A 22,666-nucleotide genomic window follows, 5' to 3' on the forward strand; every position below is an offset into this window, starting at 1 on the left:
AGCCGATGGCGGTCCGCGGCCTCACCGGCGGGCTTGGGGCCGGCATGGCTGCCTACTTGCAGTACTGGCCGATCTTGTTGATCTGCTCGGTGAGCTGGGCCGTCTGCGCGTCCGTCTTGGTCCCCGTGGGGCTCGCGGCAACCTGCTTCATGATCTCGGCCATCTGATGGATGGGCTCGCCCACCTCCGGCGCCACCTTGTCCGAAACTTCCTGGTAGTGCTGGCCGATCTGCGCGGCCTGCTCTTTCGCGGTCCCGGAGGGCGCGAAGGTATCGTTGTTGAGGAACTTGCAGCTTTCCTCGACGCTCAACTTCGGCGTGGTGGCAGGCGCCGCCGGGGTGCCGGCGCACCCGGCCAGCAGCGTTCCTGCCACGAGGGCGACGGCGGATAGCAGCTTCTTCACGGCAGGTCTCCTGGCGGTTTGGAACGGGATAGCACTGGCCTTCCCCTCAAGCGTAGGTGACGGAGGCCGGACTTGCTTAGCGGACCGGATAGACCAGCGCCGTCGCCACGGCCGAGATCCCCTCGCCGCGGCCGGTGAACCCCAGCCCGTCGCTTGTCGTGGCCGTGACGCTGACCGGCGCTGCGGCGGCGTCGCTGAGGACCCGCTGGGACTCCTCCCGCCGGGGGCCGAATTTGGGCCGGTTGGCCACGAACTGCACGGCGATGTTGCCGATTTCGAAGCCGTGGGTCCGCACAATGCGGGCGGCCTCGGCCAGCAGGGTCACTCCGGATGCCCCCGCGTATTCGGGCCTGTCCGTACCGAAGTGTGTGCCGAGATCCCCGATCCCGCAGGCAGAGAAGAGCGCGTCGGCGGCGGCGTGCGCCACGGGGTCGCCGTCGGAATGGCCGGACAGCCCCCGCTCGCCTTCCCACAAGAGACCACCGAGCCACAGCGGCTGCGGCTCGTCCACGGCAGCAAAGGCGTGCACGTCGATCCCGATCCCGGTCCTGGGGATGAGCGGCGGGTTGGCGGACATGCTCATCCCTCCACCCACCGCACGCCGAGGGGTCCCTCAAGGAGCCCCTCGGCCAGGATCAGGTCCAGGGGTGTGGTGATTTTGAGGGACTGGCTTGCGCCGCGCACCGCGTGGACGGGAATACCGAGGAGTTCGACGAGCATCGCATCGTCAGTGACAAGGGCCGCCTGGGCGGCGTCGAACCCGGCCGCAGCCTCGTGGGCGCTTCTGAGGGTGCCGAGGTCAAACCCCTGCGGCGTCTGGACCGCCCGGAGCGATTCCCGGGGTGCCGTGCCGGTGACCAGCTCAGGGGCCACCGCCGCGCCGTCGCCGGTGGTCGGTTCGACGGTCTTGACGGTGTCCACCACCGGTATCACCGGAATGACGGCCGAGGCACCGGCGCCGAGCGCGGCGGCGACGCGGTGGAAGACGGCCTCCGGCGCCAAGGCGCGGGCGGCATCGTGGACCAGAACGGATTCAACGCCGGGCAGGAGCGCGGCCATCGCGGCACGCACAGAATCGGCGCGGCTCGCTCCGCCGTCGACGACCGTCACCACCGGAACCTGGACGCCGTGGCCGGGCACCGCAGCGCGGCCGGAAGCCAACTCCTGCGCGAATGCCTCGCATAGCGCCTGCAGCTCCGGATCTCCCGGGGGGATGGCAATGCAGATCTGCCCCGCGACGCCGGCGGCCGCCACACCCCGCAGGGCGTGGGTGAGGATGGTGTCCCCGCCAAGGGGTACCTTGGCCTTCGGCATGCCATAGCCCAGGCGCTGCCCGGAGCCGGCAGCGACAACAATGACCGCGGTAGCGGCGCCGGCCGGTGACGTGTTCGTCGGTGCAGTGTCCATGCGCCCAAGCCTACGTCCCTGACTACCCCGTTGCGCTATCGGTTGTGGCGGCTGCTATGGGGCGCTCATAAGGACCATAAGTGATAGCTCAACCGAGGAGGGCGGCGGCTGCAAGAGGACAAGAAGAAACCCCGGCGGCCTGGTGCCACCGGGGTTCGATTCTTTTTCTGTGCCGGCTCCTGCTGGGGCCGGCCCTGGTAATCATCCTGCGTCAGGAAGCCAAGACCTCGTCGAGAACGCTTGCGGCCTTCTCTTCATCCGTCTTTTCAGCCAGTGCCAGTTCCGAAATGAGGATCTGGCGGGCCTTGGCCAGCATGCGCTTCTCTCCTGCGGAGAGACCCCGGTCGTGATCGCGGCGCCAAAGGTCACGGACGACCTCTGCTACCTTGATGACGTCGCCGGAAGCTAGCTTTTCCAGGTTTGCCTTGTAACGACGTGACCAGTTGGTGGGTTCTTCAGTGAACTCGGCGCGCAGCACGTCGAACACGTGCTCCAAGCCTTCCTTGCCCACCACGTCCCGAACCCCAACCAGGTCAACGTTTTCTGCTGGAACTTCAATGGTCAGATCACCCTGAGCCACCTTGAGCTTGAGATACATCTTCTCTTCGCCCTTGACGGTGCGCATCTTGATTTCTTCAATTTTCGCTGCACCGTGGTGAGGGTAAACTACTGTCTCGCCGACCTCAAAAACCATGTGGACATTCCCCTTTCCCGCAGACCAGTTTATCACGATTAAGGCATACAACTGGCCTCCAAAGGGGTCCGGAACCGCATGAATCCGCGGAAAATGACCCTAATCCACCCCCGCAAACCCCTTGACGAATGCGGATAATAGTGCCTTCGGCGCCAACTGCCAAGAGGTTTCGGGCCCAGCCCCGAGCCGCCATGCTGCCCGGGACGCACTCGGCTGCGCGCTCATGGGCGCACTTATGTGTAGGGGCCGAATCCTTGTTTGAGGCCGTTTGCGGCTAGGCTATGGCTGAATAATGTTTCAAGATTCTCAAGGAGTGCGTGACGTGCGTTTCACTGCGATGAACCGGGGCCAGCGCGGCAAGCTGGCAATGGCAACGGCTGCACTTGGCATCGGCCTGCTGTCCGTGACCGGCTGCGGCTACATCAATCCCCAGCAGACGGCGGAGCAGTACTCGGCATCGGACGGAACACGCACCGACCTCGGACCGCTGCAGTTGCGCAACTTCATCATTATTTCCGACGGCGAAGACAAGCCGGGCCGCGTGATCGGCGCCGTGTACAACCCCTCCTCCCAGGACGCGGTGCTGACCATCAAGGGCGCACAGGGCTCACAGGCCGAGGTCCCGGTCAAGCAGCACTCGTACACGATGCTCAACGACACCACCGAGGCAAAGATTCTGATCCCCGCCGGCGCCAAGCCGGGCGGCCTCGCCGAGGTCACCATCTCCGATGACGCCAGCAGCCAGGACGCCAAGTTCGCGGTTCCCGTTCTGGACGGCACGATCGTCGACTACAAGTCGTACCTGCCGACGCCGGAGCCCACGGCCAGCAGCACCGCCACGTCGACAGAGACGGCAACCTCCACCGAGTCGGCCACGGCCACGCCGACGCCGAGCAGCACCGCGGGGCACTAACCTCCACCGCTGGACGCATTGCAAAAAGGAGGGGCACCCGCGGGTGCCCCTCCTTTTTGCCTGCGGCTAGCCCTTAGGGCTCGAACTTGTAGCCCAGCCCCCGGACGGTGATCAGGTACCGCGGCGCAGAGGCATCCGGCTCAATCTTGCTGCGGAGCCGCTTGACGTGGACGTCGAGGGTCTTGGTGTCCCCCACGTAGTCGGAGCCCCAAACCCTGTCAATGAGCTGGCCGCGGGTCAGAACCCGGCCCGAGTTGCGCAACAGCATTTCCAGCAGCTCGAACTCTTTGAGCGGCAAGGCGACCTGCTCGCCTCCGACGCTGACCACATGGCGTTCGATGTCCATCCGGACCGGACCGGCCTGCACCGTGCTGGAGACGAGCTCCTCCGGTTCGCTCTGGCGGCGCAGCACGGCACGGACCCGGGCGACAAGCTCCCGGGAGGAGTAGGGCTTGGTGACGTAGTCGTCGGCGCCCAGTTCCAGGCCCACCACCTTGTCGATTTCCGAGTCCTTCGCCGTCAGCATGATCACGGGCACGCCCGAGCGTTGCCTGAGCTGGCGGCAGACCTCGGTGCCCGACTGGCCCGGCAGCTGCAGGTCCAAGAGCACCAGGTCGGCACCGTTGCGGTCGAATTCCGTGATGGCGTCCAGTCCGTTGTCCACCACCTCCACTTCAAACCCTTCCTTGCCCAGCAGATAGGACAGGGGGTCGCTGAAGGACTCCTCGTCCTCGACAATCAGAATCCGGCTCAAGCGCTAGCTCCTTGCTCATGGACGCCGGCGGCGTCACGTCGTTGCGGTCTGTGGTCCCGGCCGGAAGGGTGGGCAGCGGCTTTGCCCGCCTCGGGGACGTCACCGTCGTCCTGGCCTTCCATCTCGGGAAGTCGGATGGTGAACGTGGAACCCTGGCCGGGCTGGGACCACACGGTCACCTCGCCGCCATGGTTGGAAATGACGTGTTTGACGATGCTCAGGCCCAGGCCCGTGCCGCCGGTCTGCCGCGACCGGGCGGCATCGACACGGTAGAAGCGCTCGAAGACACGCTCCTGGTCCTCAGCGCTGAGCCCTTCGCCCTGGTCCGTCACCGAGACGGCCACGAGGCCGTCTTTGGCCCGGATGCCGACGCCCACCTTGGAGTTCTCGGGCGAATAGCGGATGGCGTTGTCGATCAGGTTGCGCAGCGCGGTGACGAGCAGGTCCTGGTCGCCGTAGACCACGGAGTCCGCTTTCCCCCCGACCACGAGCCGGATGTTCTTGTTCTCGGCGGGCAACTGGGAGCGGTCCACGGCCTCGCTGACCACGGTGTTGATGTCCACAGGGCGGCCCTGCTGGGCGACGTTGGCGCCCTGAAGCCGCGAGAGTTCAATGATGTCCTGGACCAGGGCCGCAAGCCGCGTCGACTCCTTGTGCATCCGCTTGGCAAACCGCTTGACAGCGTCGGGGTCCTCAGCGGACGATTCGAGCGCCTCGGCCAGGAGCGAGATCGCCCCGACCGGTGTCTTCAGTTCGTGGGAGACGTTCGCGACAAAGTCGTTGCGGACTTCCTCAGTGCGGGTGAATTCGGTGCGGTCGTCGGCGAGCAGGAGGATATATTCCTCGGTGATCACGGCTGCCCGGACCTGCACGATGATCGTCCCCTGGCCGAGGGGGCCCCGCGGCAGGTCCAGCTGCTTTTCGAGGATCACTCCGTCCCGCCGCACCTTGGCGGTCAATTCCAGCAGCTGCTGGTGCACCACGGTGTGGCCGCGGACCAGGCCATAGGCGTAGGCGGCAGGGCTGGCGCGGACCACGCCGTCGATCGCGTCCACCACCACGAACGCACGGCCGAGGACGGCGAGGACCTCCGCGGCGCCGTCGGGCAGCGAGGGGTCCTCGACGTCGACGTCGACAATCTGGCGCTGCTGCTCACTGACCCGAAATGCGAGTACGCCGAACATGCCAACCGAGAGGCCGATCAGGCCGGCGATGACGCCGATGAGCATTGGATCCACGGCTCCAGCTTATGCTCTGCGGCATCGCCGGAACCGAAACTCCGTGTGATTCCGGTACCGGTTCAGCTAACGTTCACCTAGAGGGGTGCAACAGTTCACCGGACACTGAAAGAGTTGACAGCTGGAGCGCCGGGAGGTGCGCCGAAATACGCCTGCCACTTCAATTGCAGGCAATATTTCCGAGGAAAGGACGCACACGTGCGTAAGGTTTTTCAGGAGGAGCTCGCCCAGGTAAGGGAGCAGCTCGTCGAGATCTCAACGCTGGTCACCGAGGCCATCGACAAGGCCACGACGGCTTTCGCGGGCGCCGATATCGACCTGGCCGAGGACGTGATTGCCGCCGATGCCCGGATCGATTTCCTGCAAAACAGCCTCGACGAGCGTGCCATCGACATCCTGGCCCTGCAAGGACCGGTGGCGAGTGACCTGCGCACGCTCGTCGGTTCGCTGCGGATGAGCGCTTCGCTGGAACGCATGGGCGACCTCGCCCGCCACCTGGCCCAGCTGGCGCGGTTGCGCTATCCCGCGTCCGTCGTCCCGGATCAGCTGCAGGAGACCTTCAAAAACTTCGCGGAGCTGGACCTGCTGATCGCCCAGAAGCTCACGGAGCTGCTCGCCACCCGCGACCTCGGCGTTGCCCGGGACATCCTGAAAGCCAATTCCGCCGTCAACGACCTGCATCTGAGCGTGTTCCAGGCGATCGCGCGCAGCGACTGGCAGGAGTCGCCGGCCACCACGGTGGACGTTGCCCTTGCCAGCCGCTACTTTGAGCGCTTCGCCGACCACGGCGTCTCGGTCGCCCAGAAGGTCACCTATCTGGTCACCGGCGCGTGGCAGCCGAACGGCATCGAACACAGCTGACACCGGCGTCGGCGCAGATACAACGACGGCGTCCGGTCACCTTGGGGTGACCGGACGCCGTCGTACGTTCTAGAGCATCCTGCGCTTCGCGTGTTGCGGGGCGGGAACCGCTTACTTCTTGCCCTGGTTGGCGACTGCCTTGATGGACTCGGCAGCGGCTTCGGGGTCCAGGTACGTGCCGCCCGGGTTCAGCGGCTTGAAGTCCTCGTCCAGTTCGTAGACCAACGGGATGCCGGTGGGGATGTTCAGGCTGGCGATGTCCTCGTCGCTGATCCCGTCCAGGTGCTTCACCAGTGCCCGGAGCGAGTTGCCGTGGGCGGTGATCAGCACGGTCTTGCCGGCCTTGAGGTCATCCTTGATCTCCGATTCCCAGTACGGCATCAGGCGGATGAGGACATCCTTGAGGCACTCGGTGCGGGGAATGGTGTCGCCCAGGTCCGCGTACCGCGGGTCGCCGAACTGGGAGAACTCGGAATCGTCGGCCAGCGACGGCGGCGGGGTGTCGTAGGAACGGCGCCACAGCATGAACTGCTCCTCGCCGAACTCGGCGAGCGTCTGGGCCTTGTCCTTGCCCTGCAGCGCGCCGTAGTGGCGCTCGTTGAGGCGCCAGTCACGCTTGACGTCGATCCAGCCGCGGTCCGCCGTTTCGAGGGCCAGGTTTGCCGTGTTGATGGCCCGCTTCAGCCGCGAGGTGTAGAGGATGTCGGGGAGGATATCGTGCTCCACGAGCAGCTCGCCGCCGCGAACCGCCTCCTTGCGGCCCTGATCGTTCAGGTCAACGTCCACCCAGCCGGTGAACAGGTTCTTGGCGTTCCATTCGCTGTGGCCGTGGCGCAGCAGAATCAGCTTGTAGGTCATGGTTTTCATCCTAGCCGAGCCCCCGAGCGCGGCGCTGAGCGTTACATCACACGCCCCGCGTCCCCTTCGCAGGGGCAGGTAGGCTTGTCCGGTGGTGCAGAAGGCTGAACGGGTACTGGCCCCCCGGAAACAGGGCGGAGCCAGAGGCGGCAGACCCGTCGGCAACGTGACCCGCGGAACCACCAACCCCAACCGGATGCGCCGCGTGGACCGCTGGCTGACCGGAGCGCAGGTCCGGCGGTGGCGCGGCGCGGCCCATCCCCTCGCCGTCGACCTTGGCTACGGTGCCTCGCCGGCCACCGCCGTCGAACTCTTCGAACGCCTCACCACTGTCCGCCCGGACACGCGAATGGTGGGGATCGAAATCGAACCGGAGCGGGTCCGGCAGGCCAAGCCGCTGGAACAGCCCGGCCTGAGTTTCCAGCTGGGCGGCTTTGAGCTGCCCGTGGCCGGAGATCCCATGCTGGTCCGCGCCTTCAACGTGCTGCGGCAGTATGAGGAAGCCGACGTGCCGGGCATCTGGCGGCTGGTGCAGGACCGTCTCGCGCCGGGCGGGCTGTTCATCGACGGCACCTGCGATGAGATCGGGCGCCGCGCCGCCTGGGTGGCGCTGGATGCCAAGCGGCCGCTGAGCCTGAGCATCTCCATGCGGTTCGGTTCATTCACGCTGCCCTCGGACGCCGCCGAACGGCTGCCGAAGGCGCTGATCCACCGCAACGTTCCCGGGGAGAAGGTCCACGCCTTCCTCCAGGCGATGGACCAGGCCTGGCTGGAGGCGGCGCCACTGGCGTCGTTCGGAAACCGTCAGCGCTGGTCAGCAATGTGCCGGACCCTGCTCGACGCCGGCTGGCCGGTCCAGGACGGGCCGTCGCGCTGGCGGCTGGGCGAAGTGACGGTCGGCTGGGAAGCCGTGGCGCCGGGGAGTTAGGCCGTTGCTGTCATCGGGGGCCAGTTACCGGGGGCAGTCACCAGGGGCCGTATGGCCCCATGTTGCGGCCACGGCCGGCGTCCTTGACGGCGGGGCGCACGTCGGCGAGGTACACGGACGCCGCCGTCACCGCCGCCAGCCCGAAAATGCCGAGCGAGCTCGCGCCCCCTCCACTGCCCAGTTGCGAGAGCAGGGAGAACAGGCCCACCGCGAACGCACCGCCGGTTAGGGCCAGCCAGAACGTCTTGGTCCGCTTCGACACGGCCTCGAACGCGTTGGCCTTGTGCCGGAGGCAGTCGAAAAACGCCCAGGCCTCCAGGGCAAAGGCCACGACCGCCAGGACCAGGTAGATCCCGGATTCGACAAAGAAAATAAGCATGCGTCCGTCCACTCCCTTAGCCTAGCCGTCCAGAGTGTCCAATGCCTGTTTCAAATCGGACCAAAGGTCTTCCACATTCTCAATGCCGACGCTCAGCCGCACCAGATTCTCCGGCACGCTGTCCGGCTCAGCCGCATGCCGGCGTCGACGTTCGATCAGGGATTCCACCCCGCCCAGGGACGTGGCGGGAAGCCAGAGATGAAGGGCGCGGACCAAACGGTCCGCCGCCTCCGCGCCGCTGAGGCGGCCAGTGCCGCCGTCGACGGGTGCCACCTCGATGCACAAGACGGAGCCAAAGCCCTTCATCTGGGCCTTGGCGCGCTCATGGCCGGGATCCGGAGCCAGCCCGGGGAAGCGGATGCCGGCAACCCGCGGGTGGCCGCTCAGCCGTTCGGCAAGTGTCTGCGCCGACGCCTGCGAACGCTCGATCCGCAGCGCCAAGGTGCGGAGCCCGCGCAGCGCCAGCCACGCCTCGAACGGCCCGGCGATTCCGCCGTGGATAGTGCGGTGGTGCAGCAGTGCGGCCCGAAGATCAGCGTCCGAGGTCACCAGCGCTCCGAGCACGACGTCGGAGTGCCCGGACAGGTATTTGGTCACCGAATGCAGGACGACGTCGGAACCCAGGCTAAGGGGCTGCTGCACCAGCGGCGTGGAGAAGGTGTTGTCCGTGACGACGATCGCGCCGGCCTCATGGGCCGCGTCGGCCAGGGCCCGCATGTCCGCAATGCCCAGCATGGGGTTGGTGGGGCTCTCCAGCCACAACATGCTGGCGGCGCGGCCACCGGCCGGGGCGATGGCGGCCAAGACGGCGTTGGTGTCAGCGATGTCCACCGTCCTCAATTCGAGGAACCCCTTGGCCGCCATTTCGCTGGCCATGGTGACCGAACCCGCGTAGCTGTGCGAGGGCATCACCAGTACTCCGTTAGCCGGCACCAGCGACAGTGCGGAGCTGACGGCGGCGAGTCCCGAGGCGTACAGCAGGCCCGGCAGGTCCGCACCTTCCAGCTGGCCCAGCGCCTCCTCGAACGGATCCCACGTGGGGTTGGAGTACCGGCCGTAGCCGCGGTCGCCGTCGCCCAGCGGTCCTGTGCCGAAGTAGGTGGAGGACAGCACCAGCGGCGGGTTGACCGGTTCGTCGCGGGCGCGCGGCGGGCGCCCTGCCGCCACAACCAGGGACTCCGGTGACAGCGTGGCGGCGTGTTCTGCAGAAAGACTCATGGGGAACAGGGTACGCGGGCGCCCTGCAGGGCACCCAAGCCGTTACGCCGCAGACTATTTGCAGACCGCGGTGTCGGTGATAGTCGGTAGTCTAGAACGGTGACTACCCAGAGCCCCGGAGCGTCCCCTCGACTGTTACCCAGACTGCTGCCCGGACTTTTCATTGCCTTCGAGGGCGGAGACGGTGCTGGCAAGTCCACCCAGGCGGCGGAACTCGCGAAGGCCTTGGAATCGCGCGGCCTCACGGTGCTGCGGACCCGGGAACCGGGCGGCACTCCGATCGGCGAGAAGCTGCGTTCGCTCGTGCTGGACCACGGCCACGGCCACATTGATGCCCACACGGAGGCCCTGATTTTCGCGGCCTCCCGGGCCGCGCACGCCACTCAGGTGATCCGGCCCGCGCTGGAGCGCGGCGAGATCGTCCTGACTGACCGGTACATTGACTCCTCGGTCGCGTACCAAGGCGCCGGCCGCGGCCTCGGGACGGCGGCAGTCCGGGACATCAACGCTTGGGCGACGTCGGGCCTGCAGCCGGACCTCACGGTGCTGCTCGACGTCGAGCCCACAGTCGGCCGGCAACGGCGCACCGCAGGCGACGCCGCCGAGGACCGCCTCGAATCCGAGGCGGACGAATTCCACGCCACGATCCGGGCGGCCTTCCTGGACATGGCCGAGGCCCGGCCCGGGGCCTATCTGGTGTTGCCCGCCCGCCTGCCGGTTGCCGAACTCGCCGCACGGATCGTCGAACGCGTCGAATCCCTGCTGGCCGTCACCCAAAGCAGCCCCGTCACGCAAAGCAGCACCGCATGACCGTCTGGGACGACCTCCAGGGCCAGGACGCCGTGGTGGCCCAACTGCGCCAGGCGGCCCAGGGCGAAGGACTCACGCATGCGTGGCTTTTCACCGGCCCGCCCGGTTCCGGCCGCTCCAACGCCGCGAAAGCCTTCGCCGCGGCCCTGAACTGCGACCAGGAAGACGTCAGTCTGCGCGGCTGCGGGGAATGCCCGGCCTGCCTTACCATCCTCGGCGAAACCCATTCCGACGTCGCGTTCGTGCGCACGGAAAAGGTCACCATCACCATCGATGAGGCGCGCGAGCTCGTGTCCACCGCCGGCAACCGGCCGTCGTCGGGCCGCTGGCGGATCATCGTGGTGGAGGATGCGGACCGGATGGCCGAGCGGACCACGAACGTCCTGCTCAAGGCCATCGAGGAGCCCACACCCCGCACCGTCTGGATGCTCTGCGCGCCCTCCCCCGCCGACGTCCTCGTGACAATCCGTTCCCGCTGCCGTCCCGTGGCGCTGCGGCTTCCGCCTGCCGCCGACGTCGCGGCCCTGCTGGTCAAGCGCGACGGCGTGGACCCGGCGATGGCCGAACGCGCCGCCCGGGCGGCGCAGAGCCACGTGGGAATCGCCCGCCGCCTGGCCCGCGACCCCGAGGCCCGGGAGCGCCGCTTGGAGACCGTGCGCGTTCCGCTGTCCCTCCGCGGCATTACGGCGGCGGTCATGATGGCCGAGAAACTGGTCAAGATCGCCACCGACGAAGCCACCAGCTCCAACGACGAGCGCGACGCCGCCGAAAAAGCCGCGCTGCTGGCCACCCTCGGCGCCCCCGAAAGCGGGACGCTGCCGCCAGCGATGCGAGCCCAGGTCAAGCAACTCGAAGACGACCAGAAACGCCGCGCCAAACGCTCCGTCACCGATTCCCTTGACCGCACGCTGACGGACCTGTTGTCCTTTTACCGGGATGTCCTGATCATCCAGATGGGTAATGCCGTGGAACTGGTCAATCTTGAGCTCAGAAGCGAACTCGAAGGCTTCGCTTCCCGATCCACCGCCGAAGTGACGCTCGCCCGCATGGACGCCATCAACAAGGCCCGTCAGCGGATCACGACGACCAACGTGGCTCCGCTGCTGGCGGTCGAGTCCATGGCCTCCAGCCTGATTTGACCGTCCCGGCCACGCCAGCGACATCTTCCCTCCGTTCCTATCCTCCAAGGAGAACCGCATGAAGTCTGCTCGACCCAAGCCCCCACCATTCCGATCGCTGACGATCGGCATGCGGGCTGTCGGCGCTGTGGCCGTGGCACTGACACTTGCCTCGTGCAGTCTTTTCGGGGGCGGCGGTTCGGGTGCGGCAACGTCGGGCGCAGCAAACGGACAGGCTGATCCCTCGATCGTGGCTGCCGCGCCGGCGGAGCTGCGCAGCTACTACTCCCAGCAAGTTGACTGGAAGCCGTGCGAAGAGGGCGGTTTCCAGTGCGCCAAGGTCAAAGTCCCGCTCGACTACAGCAAGCCCGACGGCGACCGCATCGAACTTGCCGCCATCAAACTCGCCACCAAAGGCGATAAGAAGGGCACCCTGCTGGTGAACCCCGGCGGTCCGGGCGGCTCGGGCTATGACTTCGTCAGGGACGCCGCCAACACCAACATCTCGGACAAGGTCCGGTCCGCCTACGACATTGTGGGCTTCGACCCCCGCGGCGTGAAGCGCTCCGCCCCGGTCACCTGCCTCACGGACAAGGAACGGGACGCCTCCCGCGCCAAGTCCTACGCACTGGATACCGATGCCGGCCTGAACGCGGCCTTGGCCGACAACAAGGTCATCGCGGCCAAATGCGTAGAGAAGACAGGTCCGGTCCTGGCCCACATCGACACTGCCAGCGCCGCCAAGGACCTGGACATTTTGCGTGGGGTAGTCAATGACGCGAAGCTGAACTACCTCGGCTACTCCTACGGGACCCTCTTGGGCTCCACCTACGCCTCGCTCTTTCCGGACAACGTCGGCCGGCTGGTCCTCGACGGTGCCATTGACCCCTCACTGAGCAACGAGGAACTGACCAGCGGCCAGGCCAAGGCCTTCGACAAAGCGCTCCACGCTTACGTCGCCAAATGCCAGCAAACCAGCGGATGCCCACTGACCGGAAGCACAGAGCACGGCGTCCAGCAGATCCGCAACGCCATCAGCGCCGCGGAGGCCAACCCGCTGCCGGCGAAGGACGGCCGGACGGTCTCGGGGTCGACGTTCGTCAGCGGCCTCATCATTCCGCTCTACAACAATGACAACTGGCCCATCCTCACCCGCGCGCTCGGGCAAGCGCTGTCCGGCGATGGTACCGGAATGCTACAGCTGGCCGATTTCGGCGCCGACCGGGACCCCAGCGGGACCTACACGTCCAACAGCACCTTCGCCTTCAACGCCATCAACTGCCTGGACTATCCCATGGTGTCCGACACCGCCTCCATGCGGGCTGAGGACCAGAAGCTGCGCCAGGAATCGCCCACGCTGGGCTATTACTTCGCCTATGGCGGAACCAACTGCAAGGACTGGCCGTACAAGCACGTCCGGACCCCTGCCCCGGCATCGTACAAAGGTTCCGCCCCGATTCTCGTTGTGGGGACCACCGGCGACCCGGCTACGCCCGTGGAGTGGGCCAGCGCCCTGCGCAAGCAGCTCGGCAATGCCTCGCTGCTGACGTGGAAGGGCGAGGGCCACACAGCCTACGGCCGCTCCAACAGCTGCATCGGCAACGCCGTCGATGACTATCTGGTGGACGGCAAGGCGCCGGCCGACAACACCGTCTGCTAGCTCCGCGGTGTCGTCGGAAGGCGGCGTCTGCCGCTCATTTTGACCCAGACGGCGGGACTCTATTACAGTTGTCTCTTGCATGAGGCGCCCGGTTCGCCGGCTTTCATGTGGTTGCTTCCTTAGCTCAGTTGGTAGAGCGTCTCACTCGTAATGAGAAGGTCGCCAGTTCGATTCTGGCAGGAAGCTCGAGCTGGACCCCCTGGAAACTACGGTTTTTGGGGGGGTCTTTTCGGCTCTCACCTCAATGTTTGAATCCTGGCTATTAGGCTCGACTCATGCTGCCGGATCGCCACCTTGCCGAACTTACCCACAGCCTCGAGGCGCTCATCACTCTGGCGCGCCAGCCGGAGAACGTGCTGAACCGCGCAGTCCCGGCCTGTCCCGGATGGACTCTCGACACCCTTTTCGGGCATCTCGGTTCGATAGAACGATGGGCTGCCGCGGTAGTTCGGGCGGGTAAGTTCGTTGAGGAACCCGCCGCACCTGCGGAGGGCGCAGCGGCATGGTTCCTCGAAGGAGCCGCAGACTTCCTGGCCACGATGAACGTCCTGGACCCCGCAGCACCGTGCTGGGACTTCGGCCCTCCCCCGCAAAGGGCCGGTTTCTGGCTTCGTCGCCAGGCTCACGAACACGCCATCCACCTTGTCGACGCCCACCAGGCATCCGGTCTGGAGGACCCGGTGTTCGCCGGGGATTTCCTGCTGGACGGCATCGACGAGGCCCTGGGCATGTTCACTCCACGGCAGCTTCGCTTGCACCGAATGGCCGACCCCGGAATGGCCGTATCCTTCGGCCTTCCGGACGGCTCTACCTGGACTGTCGGCAGCGGTAGCATCGCGGCGTCAGTCACCGCGCCGCTGCACGAGATGTATGTGGGCCTCTGGGGACGCTCCAGCCTTAGCGACGTCGCGGTGCTAGACGGCGACGTCGACCTCGCTAAAAGTGTCATTCGGGGTCCGCTCACGCCGTGATCCACGTCCAGATGGCGTGCTCAACTTGCCGGGCCCTCGATAGACTTTAAGTGCGCCTCTGGCGGGCGCGGCGATTCGTCAGTGAAAGGCAAGATCATGGCGGACAGCAGCGAATTTGAAGATCCCAAAGACGAGACAGCCGGTAAGGAACAACCCGAACCCGAACTCCGTGGCAGGTACGTCAAGGGCGATTACGGAGCCGCGGGCACGGAACGCGGCCGCCACGCCGAAGATGAAGAAGGCCAGTACACCCAGGGAGACTTTGGTGAGGCCGGCACAGAGGGAGGCCTGCCCGAACCGCTCGGGGGCAAAGCCCAGGAAGCCGGGCGGTTCGTGAAAGGCGACTACGACAGGGCCGGGACCGCCGGCGGGCGAACTGCGGAATCGGAGATAGGCCGTTACACAAAAGGCGACTACGGGCGCGACGGAAAAGTCGGCCCGACACGCAAGGCCGCTACCGGGACGGAAAAAACTCCCGGCCCGGACGACCAACCCAGCAAGTAGTCAGGGAACGGACACGCCCCGGCCAGCCCGGGGTCCACGCTCTCCCGGGGTGTACTCCCCGGGGCGCGCAAGGGCCCGACTGCAGGGTGCTGTTTAGCCTTCGCACTCGATGCAGTAGGCGTGTCCGTCCTTTTCCCGGGCGAGCTGTGAGCGGTGCCGGACGAGGAAACAGGAATAGCAGGTGAACTCGTCCGCTGCCTGCGGGATCACTTGGATGATCAGTTCCTCGCCGGAGAGGTCAGCGCCGGGCAGTTCCACCCCGTCCACGGTGTCGGCTTCGTCGAGCTCGAGTACGACGCTTCGCGCGTCCGGGCTGTTCGCGGACTTCAGGGCTTCGAGGGAGGCGTTGCGGGATTCCGCGACGTCGGGGCGTACTTCGTCATAATCGGTTGCCACAGTGTTAATGCTCTTTCTTTTTGGGGGTCGCATCAGGGCGTGACGCGTCAGGCGCACAGTACAACGCTCGTGGGCCACGTTTTGTGCCCGCCGTGCTGGCGCACCTGGCTCAGGGGGCACATTCAGCCGGACCCGGTAAAATCTCATCCATCCTCCACCCCTTTCCGGAGCCACCGGGCGAGAAGCGAAGGCAGACCGATGGATGTTCCAGCACCAGCGCCCCCGCCGCGGTCGTCGCCGCCAGACAGCTTTCCAACAGAGGACCGCCCGGAGGCAGCGCCGGCCAAAGTCACGAGGTACCCGGTACCGGACCCCGTGACACCTTGGGAGACTACGCCCTGGATGGAGCCCCGGACCGAGCCCGATCAGGCGCAATGGCCGGTCCCTCCGGGCGGTCAGCCGGGCAGGCGTCCCAAGCGCAAGTGGCGCCGCAAGCTCCCGCTGGCTCTGGTCGCCCCGCTAATTCTGGCCCAACTCATTGCGTTCATGTTTAGCCTGGGCATCACGCTGCCGCGCACCGCCTACATGCTCGAGGCCGGCGAGCCCGTCATCTACCAGTTCGTCTCCATCAACCACATCAACCGCCGCCTGCTGGCTGCGACAATCGCCCATGAAGACGAGCAACTCGGCACGCGCTCTGGCGCCTTCGACCTTGGAGAATTTCAAGCCCGGGCTCAGGCGTACTTCCGTGGACAGCCGGACCCGAGCGGTTCCACTATTCCCCAGCAGCTGGTCAAGAACATCTTCCTCTGGGACGACCAGAGCGCCGTCCGCAAAGGGATCGAGGCTGTCCTCGCGACTCAGTTCAGCTACACGGTTAGCGCGCCGCGGACCTTGGAGCTTTATCTGAACTACGCCCAGTTCGGACCCCGGCTATATGGCGTCTGCGCGGCCAGCTGGTACTACTTCGGAACGCCGCCGTGGAACATGTCGGATTACCAGTCTGCCCAGCTGATGGGCGTGCTACCTCTGCCAGATCTGGTCAGGAGAGACCCCGACGGCGGCATCTACCTGGGAGAGGCCGTTCACCCGGCGGTGTGGGATCTGGTGAACGGGGCCGCGAACGTCTGGGTCCCCCGGCAGATCGCCGGCCTGGGCGGATGGCAGGCGGCAGTCGCGACTGTCGGCATCACGGACACGGCCGACAGCCATGCGGACCGGCGCGGTGACAGCGACGCGTGCTCGACCATGCCTCAAAGCGTGAAGGACCGTATCCAGAGCGAAGCCGGCTAGGCCGGGCCGGAATGCCCGGTGATAATGCTTGCATGGAAACGCACGAGCTCGCGGGCATCGCCGGGCCGCTCTATGCCCTGCCGTACGCCGAGTTCGTGGGAGCGAGAACGGCCGCTGCCAAAGAGGTCGGCGCCGGTGGATCAGCCGGCGGAGATGCCCGCGCCCTGGCCGCGGAAGTTCGCTCGCTGCCGAAGCCCTCAGTGGCGGCATGGGCGGTGAACATGCTCGCGGCCCACAGTCCCGCGACCCTCCAGGAGGTCGCCGAGCTCGGAACCGCGATGCGCGCTGCACAGTCGGCATTGGACGCAGCGGCCCTCCGTAACCTGGCCCAGGACCGGCGCCAGCTGTTGTCCGGAGCGGTCAAAACGGCAAAGGCCCTGGCGGCCCAGCAGGGCCGGGCGATCAGTGAGGCGGTGGCAACAGAAGTCGAAGAGACCCTTCGTGCCGCGACTGCCGACCCCGGGGCCGCGGCCGCCGTTCAAAGCGGCTGCCTGCTTCGGACGCTTTCCGCGGACGGCGTCGACGTCGTCGATCTCGCCGGCGCTGTGGCCGTTCCCGGCAGCCAACCGGTCAGCGGAACACGCGCTGGAACCGTAGAAGGAGCTACCGACGCCGGCCCAGTGGACGTCCCCCGGGCGGAACGGTCGGACCGGGCCGCACGTTCTGAAGCCGCGGGCCGAAAACCGCCAGCGGAACAGCCCCGGCTCCGAGCTGTTGGGAAAGCACGGACGACGCCGACCCCGTCCGCGGTGGAACGGGCACGGGCGGCTTTGAGAGAGGCAGAAGAATCTGCCGCGGCCGCCGATGAGGAGGCAGGCCGGGCAGCGTCGGACCTGGCGGAGGCGAAGACCGACACCACCCGGCTGGCCGACGAGACTCGCGAACTCCGGCTGCGTCTGGATCAGGCAGAAGCCGAGCTCAAGGGAGCACGGAAGCGGCATGAGCTGGCAGCGGCCCTGGCGCGGCAGAGCGCACGGGCCGCGGACCGGCAACGCCGCAAGGCAGTTCTGGCCCGGGAACGGGTGCTGCGGCTCGGCAACACGCCGGAGGAGTGAAGTCTTACTGTCGGAGGTCGGTTGCAGACTGGAAGCATGAATAAGAACCAGGATTTCCAGCAGAAATTCAGCGAAGCACTGGATGCCGATGACCTGTACTTCGAAGTCACCTATCTGGACAGCGACTGCGGCCGGATCCGCACCGAGCGCTTCGACGACGCTGCCGCGGCGGACCGTTTCGCCAGCCGGTGCGTCAGGGGCGAAGATGGCTGGGCCGTCGTCGATGCAATCCCGGCCAAGGTACGCCGCGCCGCCGCCTGACTCCCTCCGGGACGCTTCTCCAGGCGGTCCGCAGTGGCGTGCGCAGAACAGGGTGGTGGCAGAGAAGGGGCTGCAGCAGAAAAGGCCTCCACCCCTGGGGGTGAAGGCCCTCTGCTGACGCCAGCCGCTTAGGCGAAGTCGGAGACTGCGGGGTCCGGGCCGATCCGGCCGGCGCCTTCGGCGGAGCGGTCCAGTCCGTTGATGGCCTGAATATCCGTCTCGTCGAGGGTAACGTCCAGGGCCGCGTAGTTCTCGCGGATCCGTGACTCGGTCACCGACTTCGGGATGACCACGTTGCCGATTGCCAAGTGCCAGGCGATGACAACCTGGGCCGGGGTGGCACCGTGCTTTGTGGCAATCTGGGAAATGACCGGGCTCTCAAGGAGCTCGCCGCCCTGGCCCAGCGGCGACCAAGCCTGGGTGAGGATACCCTTGGACGCGTTGAATTCGCGCAGGTCGGCCTGGTTGAAGAACGGGTGCAGTTCGATCTGGTTGATCGCCGGAACCACGCCGGTCTCGTGGATCAGGCGCTGCAGGCCCTCCTTGGTGAAGTTGGAGACACCGATTGTCTTGACCCGGCCCTGCTTCTGGAGCTCGATGAGGGCCTTCCACGTGTCGACGTACTTATCCTGTTTGGGCTGCATCCAGTGAATCAGGTACAGGTCCAGTGTCTCGAGGCCAAGCCGTTCCAGAGACTCCTCGAAGGCCTTGAGGGTGGACTCGTAGCCCTGGTCTGCGTTCCACAGCTTGGTGGTGATGAAGATTTCTTCCGGCTTCAGGCCCGAGCGCTCGATGGCCCGCCCCACCCCAGCCTCGTTGCCGTAGATCTTTGCGGTGTCGATGTGGCGGAACCCGGCTTCGAACGCCTGGACCACTACCTTTTCGGCCACGTCGTCTTCAACCTGCCATACGCCGTAGCCGAGCTGGGGGATGGTGTTGCCGTCATTGAAAGTCAGTTCAGGAGAAAAAGTCATTCTTTTATCCTGCCAACTTGGGCCCGCTCCGGCCAGCGTATCCGCGGAGCTAAGCTAGGCGCTTAAACCGGCATACTGCGGGAATAAAGACAAGCCCGCCGAAGTCCGGCCCCGGCCCTCTGCCGCGCCGAATTGAGCTCAGCCCGGCGTCGGAGTGCTGCCGGTTTCCTCCGCAAGCCGCCGTTCGGCGTCGTGGACCTGATCCAGCACGGCTTCGGCACGTCGCCGCACGGAGGCCGCGCCTACCGGGACGGGCCCCACTGCGAGGCGGAGCATCGCGGCCGCCTCAGCCGTCATGGCCAGTGAATTGCCTGCCGTGGACAGCGCCCGATGGACCCCGGCCAGAGGCCCGGGGATATCCAGTCCGTTGCTGGGAAACCGCCGCTGCGCCTCCATGCAGATCTTCCGGACCCTGGGACCGAGCGCCGAAAGCTGATCCGCGACGTCGACGAGCTCGGCATACAGTGCCTCGTCCTCGACGCCTTCGAGGACCTGGTGGTAGCGGTCAAGTCCCCGGTTGAACCGGTCATGGGCGCGCCGCCAGAGGCCTTTGCCGAGTTCGGCGTCGTCCCTGCGGCCTTGCCGCGCTGTGCTGAAGAAACCCAAGGTCGCGCTAAAGATACTGGCCGGGGCCGTGGTCCGGGTCAGCCGCCTCGGGGGGCTGAGAGGGGTCCGCGCCGCGACGGGGCCCGGCGGCGCGGACCGGTTCGCCGTTTTCCCCGATGATGACGCCGGGGGCGATCACGGTTCCCGGCGGCAGCTGGCGCAGCTGCATCTGGGCGTAGGTGTGCTCCCGGGCGGCGTGCTGCGCCGCGATGGCCGTCTGGATGCCATGGAAAAGTCCCTCAAGCCAGCCGACCAGCTGGGCCTGGGCTATCCTCAGTTCCGCGTCAGAGGGGGTGGCGTCTGCCGGAAAGGGAAGGTTGATCCGTTCGAGCTCCTCAACGAGCTCCGGGGCAAGGCCGTCCTCGAGTTCCTTGATGGAACGGTCGTGGATTTCAGCCAGCCGGACGCGGGCCGCGTCGTCCAGGGGCGCGGACTTCACCTCGTCCAGCAACTGCTTGACCATCGTGCCGATCCGCATGACCTTCGCGGGTTGGTCCACGAGGTCCTGAAGTTCGCTTCCCCGGGGCGGCCGGGGCCCGGAACCGGGTCCACCGGCGGGGCCGGCTGGCGCTGAAGCCGGTGGCGCCAGAGGTGTACCGGGCAGGGCGTCGTCCACGGGGGTGCCTTCTACGGGTACGTCTTCGGCAGTTTGGGCACCGGACTGAGTGTCGTGCTGATCGCTCATGGCTTCATACTCTCACGGCCCGGGAGGCGGCGGCCGGGGGTCCGCCGAAAGCGGAAGGGCGCCGTCGGAAACTCTTGTTCCCGACGGCGCCCTTCCCTGCCGGTGGTGCCGGCGGCCCGTTCTCAACGGTCAGCAGCACCGGCCCTGGGGGTTGGTGTCCTGCCGGTCGGTCCGGTCGCGCCAGAACTCCCGCTCGGTCAGGGGCGGCCCGGCGTGGCCCGCTGCCGCATGATGCTCGAGGTACTTCTTGTAGGCATCGGCGCCCAGGACTTTCCCGAGGTACCCGGCGATCCCCCGGATCCCGGCGACGACGGGGTTCATGTCCGGCTCCGCATCAGTGGTGTCCGGACTTTTCGAGCCGCTCCCCGGCCGGGAGCTGGTTCCACGTGGTCACGAGTTCGCGCTCGGCCGCGGTGGGTATGAACCCAGCCGGGGCGAAGACCTGGGACGCCTGGGCAGGGTCCTCGTGCTCGACGTTGGCACGTCCCGCGGCCGTGTTCCGCAGGGCGTTGATGGTGGCGATCACGGCCGTGATGATGACGATGATGCTCAGCACCACGAAGATGACCGACAGCCAGCCCTGGATCATCGTGTTGCGGACCACGGCCTCCATGGCGGCCTGGGTCTTGGCAGTGCCGAAGGAGGTCTTGCCGTCCGCCAGCGCCTTGGCGAAGGCTGCGTTGTTGGCGAAGTAGCCCACCGCGGGTACGGGGGAGAAAATCTTGAGGAAGCTCGCCGTGATGGTCACGACGGCGGCGAACGCCAACGGCACGGCCACGATCCACAGGTACTTCAGCGCGGTGCGCTTGGCAGCAATGGCCAGGCAGACCGAGAGGGCAATGGCCGCCAGCAGCTGGTTGGCGATCCCAAACAGCGGGAACAGCGTGTTGATGCCGCCCAGCGGGTCGGTGACGCCCATCAGCAGGACGGCGCCCCAGGCCGCCACCATGACGGCGGTGCACAGCCAGGCGCCGGGACGCCAGGAGTTGTCCTTGAACTTGGGGATGAAGTTGCCGATCGAGTCCTGGAGCATGAAGCGCGCAACGCGGGTGCCGGCGTCCACCGCCGTGAGGATGAACAGGGCTTCAAACATGATGGCGAAGTGGTACCAGAACGCCATCATCGCGGTGCCGCCGATGAACTGCTGCATGATGTGGGCCAGGCCGACGGCGAGCGTCGGCGCGCCGCCCGAGCGGGACACAATGCTCTGCTCCCCCACGTCCGAGGCCGTCTGCGCCAGATCGGCGGCGGAGATGTTGACACCGGCCAGGCCCAAGCTGTTGACCCACTGCGCCGCGGTCTCAACTGTGCCGCCGGTCAGCGCCACGGGGGCGTTCATGGCGAAGTAGATGCCGCGGTCAATGGAAATGGCGGCGACGAGCGCCATGATGGCCACGAAGGATTCCATGAGCATGCCGCCGTAGCCGATGAGGCGCGTCTGACGTTCCTTTTCGATCAGCTTCGGCGTCGTACCGGAGGCGATCAGGGCGTGGAAGCCGGACAGGGCACCGCAGGCGATCGTGACGAACAGGAACGGGAACAGGGCGCCGGAGAAGACCGGACCGTTGTCGCGGCCGGCGAACTCGCTGAAGGCCGGGACGGTGATCTCGGGCCGGACCACGATGATGGCCAGCGCCAGCATCACGATCACGCCGATCTTCATGAAAGTGGAGAGGTAGTCGCGGGGGGCCAGGAGCAGCCAGACGGGGAGGATCGCGGCGATGAAGCCGTAGACAATGAGGCCCCAGGCGATGGTGACCTTATCCAGGTGGAAGAACGCGGCGCCCCATTCGGTACCCGCCACGGCTCCGCCGCCGATGATGGCGGCCATGAGCAGCACGAAGCCGATGATGGAGACCTCCATGACCTTGCCCGGCCGGATGAACCGAAGGTACACGCCCATGAAGAGGGCGATCGGGATGGTCATGCCCACCGAGAAGACACCCCAGGGGCTTTCGCCCAGGGCATTGACGACGACGAGGGCCAGGATGGCGACGATGATCACCATGATGAGCAGCGTGGCGACGAGGGCAGCGGTGCCGCCGATCAGGCCGAGTTCCTCCCGGGCCATTTGTCCGAGGGAGCGGCCGCCGCGGCGCATGGAGAAGAACAGGACGAGGTAGTCCTGGACGGCTCCTGCGAGGACGACGCCGATGATGATCCAAATGGTGCCGGGCAGGTACCCCATCTGCGCCGCGATGACCGGGCCGACCAGGGGTCCGGCGCCTGCGATGGCGGCGAAGTGGTGGCCGAACAGGACGTTGCGGTCCGTGCGGACGTAATCCTTGCCGTCGGCCTTGTATTCGGCCGGGGTGGCACGGCGGTCGTTGGGCTTGAGCAGGTAGCGCTCAATGACCTTGGAGTAGAAGCGGTAGCCGATCAGGTACGTGCAGACCGACGCGAACACAAACCAGATGGCGTTGACGGTCTCCCCGCGGATGATGGCGAGCATGATCCAGGCGACCCCGCCCAGCAGGGCGATGGCTGCCCACAGCGCGATCTTGGCGGGGGTCCACTTGCGGTCCGCGGCGTCGCGGACGGACTCATCCACCGACGTTGGCGGAAGGGACGGGTCCGGAGTGATCCCGTCGTCGAGCTGTGCGGTGCCTTGTGAGCTCCCGTGCGTGCTGTCGCGTTGTGTGCCGTCTGGCATTGTGCCCATTTGTCTCCTCCTCGAGAATCCCAGCTGGGCAGTTCACGGATTCAGAACTGCCCTCCGGCACCCTACCAGTGAGGCGGG

General features: G+C 66.5%; 26 protein-coding genes and 1 tRNA gene. 12 read left to right on the top strand and 15 right to left on the bottom strand.

Annotation, left to right across the window (positions count from 1 at the left end; translation table 11 throughout):
- Positions 1 to 52 precede the first annotated feature (52 nt).
- From BM372_RS07590 to BM372_RS07605, 4 genes are all read right to left on the bottom strand, one after another.
- Positions 53 to 403, bottom strand: a complete 351-nt coding sequence (locus BM372_RS07590) for a YajG family lipoprotein (RefSeq protein WP_090953819.1) — start codon at positions 401 to 403, stop codon at positions 53 to 55.
- A gap of 76 nt (positions 404 to 479) precedes the next feature.
- Complete coding sequence (gene ispF / locus BM372_RS07595) at positions 480 to 980, bottom strand: 2-C-methyl-D-erythritol 2,4-cyclodiphosphate synthase (protein WP_371261714.1); 501 nt, start codon at positions 978 to 980, stop codon at positions 480 to 482.
- Between the two features lie 2 nt (positions 981 to 982).
- A complete protein-coding gene (gene ispD / locus BM372_RS07600) occupies positions 983 to 1,810 on the bottom strand; it encodes a 2-C-methyl-D-erythritol 4-phosphate cytidylyltransferase (RefSeq protein ID WP_090953823.1) in 828 nt (275 codons plus the stop codon).
- 211 nt (positions 1,811 to 2,021) lie between these two features.
- Complete coding sequence (locus BM372_RS07605; protein WP_026266570.1) at positions 2,022 to 2,504, bottom strand: CarD family transcriptional regulator; 483 nt, start codon at positions 2,502 to 2,504, stop codon at positions 2,022 to 2,024.
- 337 nt (positions 2,505 to 2,841) lie between these two features.
- Between BM372_RS07605 and BM372_RS07610 the strand changes: the two genes are divergently transcribed.
- Complete coding sequence (locus tag BM372_RS07610) at positions 2,842 to 3,417, top strand: hypothetical protein (RefSeq protein WP_090953825.1); 576 nt, start codon at positions 2,842 to 2,844, stop codon at positions 3,415 to 3,417.
- 73 nt (positions 3,418 to 3,490) lie between these two features.
- Here BM372_RS07610 and BM372_RS07615 read toward each other — a convergent pair whose 3' ends face one another.
- Together BM372_RS07615 and BM372_RS07620 are read right to left on the bottom strand one after the other, a co-directional pair.
- The gene (locus BM372_RS07615; RefSeq protein WP_090953827.1) at positions 3,491 to 4,171 is read right to left on the bottom strand and encodes a response regulator transcription factor; all 681 of its coding nucleotides are present in this window, start codon (positions 4,169 to 4,171) and stop codon (positions 3,491 to 3,493) included.
- A complete protein-coding gene (locus BM372_RS07620; protein WP_090953829.1) occupies positions 4,168 to 5,400 on the bottom strand; it encodes a sensor histidine kinase in 1,233 nt (410 codons plus the stop codon). The genes BM372_RS07615 and BM372_RS07620 overlap by 4 nt, the downstream gene beginning before the upstream one ends.
- 207 nt (positions 5,401 to 5,607) lie before the next feature.
- On the opposite strand from BM372_RS07620, the gene phoU reads away from it, so the two are divergent.
- Positions 5,608 to 6,270, top strand: coding sequence for a phosphate signaling complex protein PhoU (gene phoU / locus BM372_RS07625; protein WP_090953831.1), 663 nt, complete (start codon positions 5,608 to 5,610; stop codon positions 6,268 to 6,270).
- A 111-nt stretch (positions 6,271 to 6,381) separates the two neighbouring features.
- Here the strand turns inward: phoU and BM372_RS07630 are convergent, their stop codons facing one another.
- Positions 6,382 to 7,128 (bottom strand): phosphoglyceromutase, encoded by a 747-nt coding sequence (locus BM372_RS07630; protein WP_090953833.1) that lies wholly within the window; start codon positions 7,126 to 7,128, stop codon positions 6,382 to 6,384.
- 91 nt (positions 7,129 to 7,219) lie between these two features.
- Here BM372_RS07630 and BM372_RS07635 point away from each other — a divergent pair, with 91 nt between their 5' ends.
- Entirely contained in the window at positions 7,220 to 8,056 is an 837-nt protein-coding gene (locus BM372_RS07635) for a class I SAM-dependent methyltransferase (RefSeq protein WP_177235931.1), read from the top strand.
- Between the two features lie 37 nt (positions 8,057 to 8,093).
- On the opposite strand, the gene BM372_RS07640 is transcribed toward BM372_RS07635, so the two are convergent.
- Both BM372_RS07640 and BM372_RS07645 read right to left on the bottom strand, forming a co-directional pair.
- Positions 8,094 to 8,447 (bottom strand): DUF2516 family protein, encoded by a 354-nt coding sequence (locus BM372_RS07640; RefSeq protein ID WP_090953835.1) that lies wholly within the window; start codon positions 8,445 to 8,447, stop codon positions 8,094 to 8,096.
- A gap of 9 nt (positions 8,448 to 8,456) precedes the next feature.
- Positions 8,457 to 9,653 (bottom strand): trans-sulfuration enzyme family protein, encoded by a 1,197-nt coding sequence (locus BM372_RS07645; RefSeq protein WP_090953837.1) that lies wholly within the window; start codon positions 9,651 to 9,653, stop codon positions 8,457 to 8,459.
- A 99-nt stretch (positions 9,654 to 9,752) separates the two neighbouring features.
- On the opposite strand from BM372_RS07645, the gene tmk reads away from it, so the two are divergent.
- From tmk to BM372_RS07675, 6 genes are all read left to right on the top strand, one after another.
- The gene (gene tmk, locus BM372_RS07650; RefSeq protein ID WP_256214108.1) at positions 9,753 to 10,463 is read left to right on the top strand and encodes a dTMP kinase; all 711 of its coding nucleotides are present in this window, start codon (positions 9,753 to 9,755) and stop codon (positions 10,461 to 10,463) included.
- Positions 10,460 to 11,602 (top strand): DNA polymerase III subunit delta', encoded by a 1,143-nt coding sequence (locus tag BM372_RS07655; RefSeq protein WP_090953839.1) that lies wholly within the window; start codon positions 10,460 to 10,462, stop codon positions 11,600 to 11,602. Before tmk ends, BM372_RS07655 begins: the two co-directional genes overlap by 4 nt.
- Before the next feature lie 58 nt (positions 11,603 to 11,660).
- Complete coding sequence (locus BM372_RS07660; protein WP_177235932.1) at positions 11,661 to 13,241, top strand: alpha/beta hydrolase; 1,581 nt, start codon at positions 11,661 to 11,663, stop codon at positions 13,239 to 13,241.
- 113 nt (positions 13,242 to 13,354) lie between these two features.
- A tRNA-Thr gene (locus BM372_RS07665) sits at positions 13,355 to 13,427 on the top strand.
- 89 nt (positions 13,428 to 13,516) lie between these two features.
- The gene (locus BM372_RS07670; protein ID WP_090953843.1) at positions 13,517 to 14,212 is read left to right on the top strand and encodes a maleylpyruvate isomerase family mycothiol-dependent enzyme; all 696 of its coding nucleotides are present in this window, start codon (positions 13,517 to 13,519) and stop codon (positions 14,210 to 14,212) included.
- Between the two features lie 96 nt (positions 14,213 to 14,308).
- Complete coding sequence (locus tag BM372_RS07675) at positions 14,309 to 14,716, top strand: hypothetical protein (RefSeq protein WP_143111446.1); 408 nt, start codon at positions 14,309 to 14,311, stop codon at positions 14,714 to 14,716.
- 93 nt (positions 14,717 to 14,809) lie between these two features.
- Here BM372_RS07675 and BM372_RS07680 read toward each other — a convergent pair whose 3' ends face one another.
- Positions 14,810 to 15,112 carry a DUF4193 domain-containing protein gene (locus tag BM372_RS07680; protein WP_090953847.1) on the bottom strand — a complete coding sequence of 101 codons (303 nt, stop codon included), beginning with the start codon at positions 15,110 to 15,112 and terminating at the stop codon, positions 14,810 to 14,812.
- 342 nt (positions 15,113 to 15,454) lie between these two features.
- On the opposite strand from BM372_RS07680, the gene BM372_RS07685 reads away from it, so the two are divergent.
- From BM372_RS07685 to BM372_RS07695, 3 genes are read left to right on the top strand one after another with little or no spacing between them, the layout of a single operon-like run.
- On the top strand, positions 15,455 to 16,345 hold the full coding sequence (locus BM372_RS07685; RefSeq protein WP_256214109.1) for a biosynthetic peptidoglycan transglycosylase: 891 nt from the start codon (positions 15,455 to 15,457) through the stop codon (positions 16,343 to 16,345).
- Between the two features lie 32 nt (positions 16,346 to 16,377).
- Positions 16,378 to 17,400: a hypothetical protein gene (locus tag BM372_RS07690; protein ID WP_090953851.1), complete on the top strand. Its 1,023-nt coding sequence runs from the start codon at positions 16,378 to 16,380 to the stop codon at positions 17,398 to 17,400.
- Between the two features lie 36 nt (positions 17,401 to 17,436).
- A complete protein-coding gene (locus BM372_RS07695; protein ID WP_256214110.1) occupies positions 17,437 to 17,661 on the top strand; it encodes a hypothetical protein in 225 nt (74 codons plus the stop codon).
- Positions 17,662 to 17,789: 128 nt separating this feature from the next.
- Here BM372_RS07695 and BM372_RS07700 read toward each other — a convergent pair whose 3' ends face one another.
- The 5 genes from BM372_RS07700 to BM372_RS07720 form a co-directional block, all read right to left on the bottom strand.
- Entirely contained in the window at positions 17,790 to 18,635 is an 846-nt protein-coding gene (locus BM372_RS07700; RefSeq protein WP_090953853.1) for an aldo/keto reductase, read from the bottom strand.
- 138 nt (positions 18,636 to 18,773) lie between these two features.
- Positions 18,774 to 19,241, bottom strand: coding sequence for a hypothetical protein (locus tag BM372_RS07705; RefSeq protein WP_090953855.1), 468 nt, complete (start codon positions 19,239 to 19,241; stop codon positions 18,774 to 18,776).
- A gap of 7 nt (positions 19,242 to 19,248) precedes the next feature.
- The gene (locus BM372_RS07710; RefSeq protein WP_090953857.1) at positions 19,249 to 19,926 is read right to left on the bottom strand and encodes a bacterial proteasome activator family protein; all 678 of its coding nucleotides are present in this window, start codon (positions 19,924 to 19,926) and stop codon (positions 19,249 to 19,251) included.
- A 129-nt stretch (positions 19,927 to 20,055) separates the two neighbouring features.
- Positions 20,056 to 20,247 carry a YbdD/YjiX family protein gene (locus tag BM372_RS07715; RefSeq protein ID WP_090953859.1) on the bottom strand — a complete coding sequence of 64 codons (192 nt, stop codon included), beginning with the start codon at positions 20,245 to 20,247 and terminating at the stop codon, positions 20,056 to 20,058.
- Positions 20,248 to 20,260: 13 nt separating this feature from the next.
- Positions 20,261 to 22,588, bottom strand: a complete 2,328-nt coding sequence (locus BM372_RS07720) for a carbon starvation CstA family protein (RefSeq protein ID WP_090953861.1) — start codon at positions 22,586 to 22,588, stop codon at positions 20,261 to 20,263.
- Positions 22,589 to 22,666: the final 78 nt, after the last annotated feature.

The sequence above is a fragment of the Arthrobacter sp. ov118 genome, assembly GCF_900116495.1.
Lineage (GTDB): Bacteria > Actinomycetota > Actinomycetes > Actinomycetales > Micrococcaceae > Arthrobacter.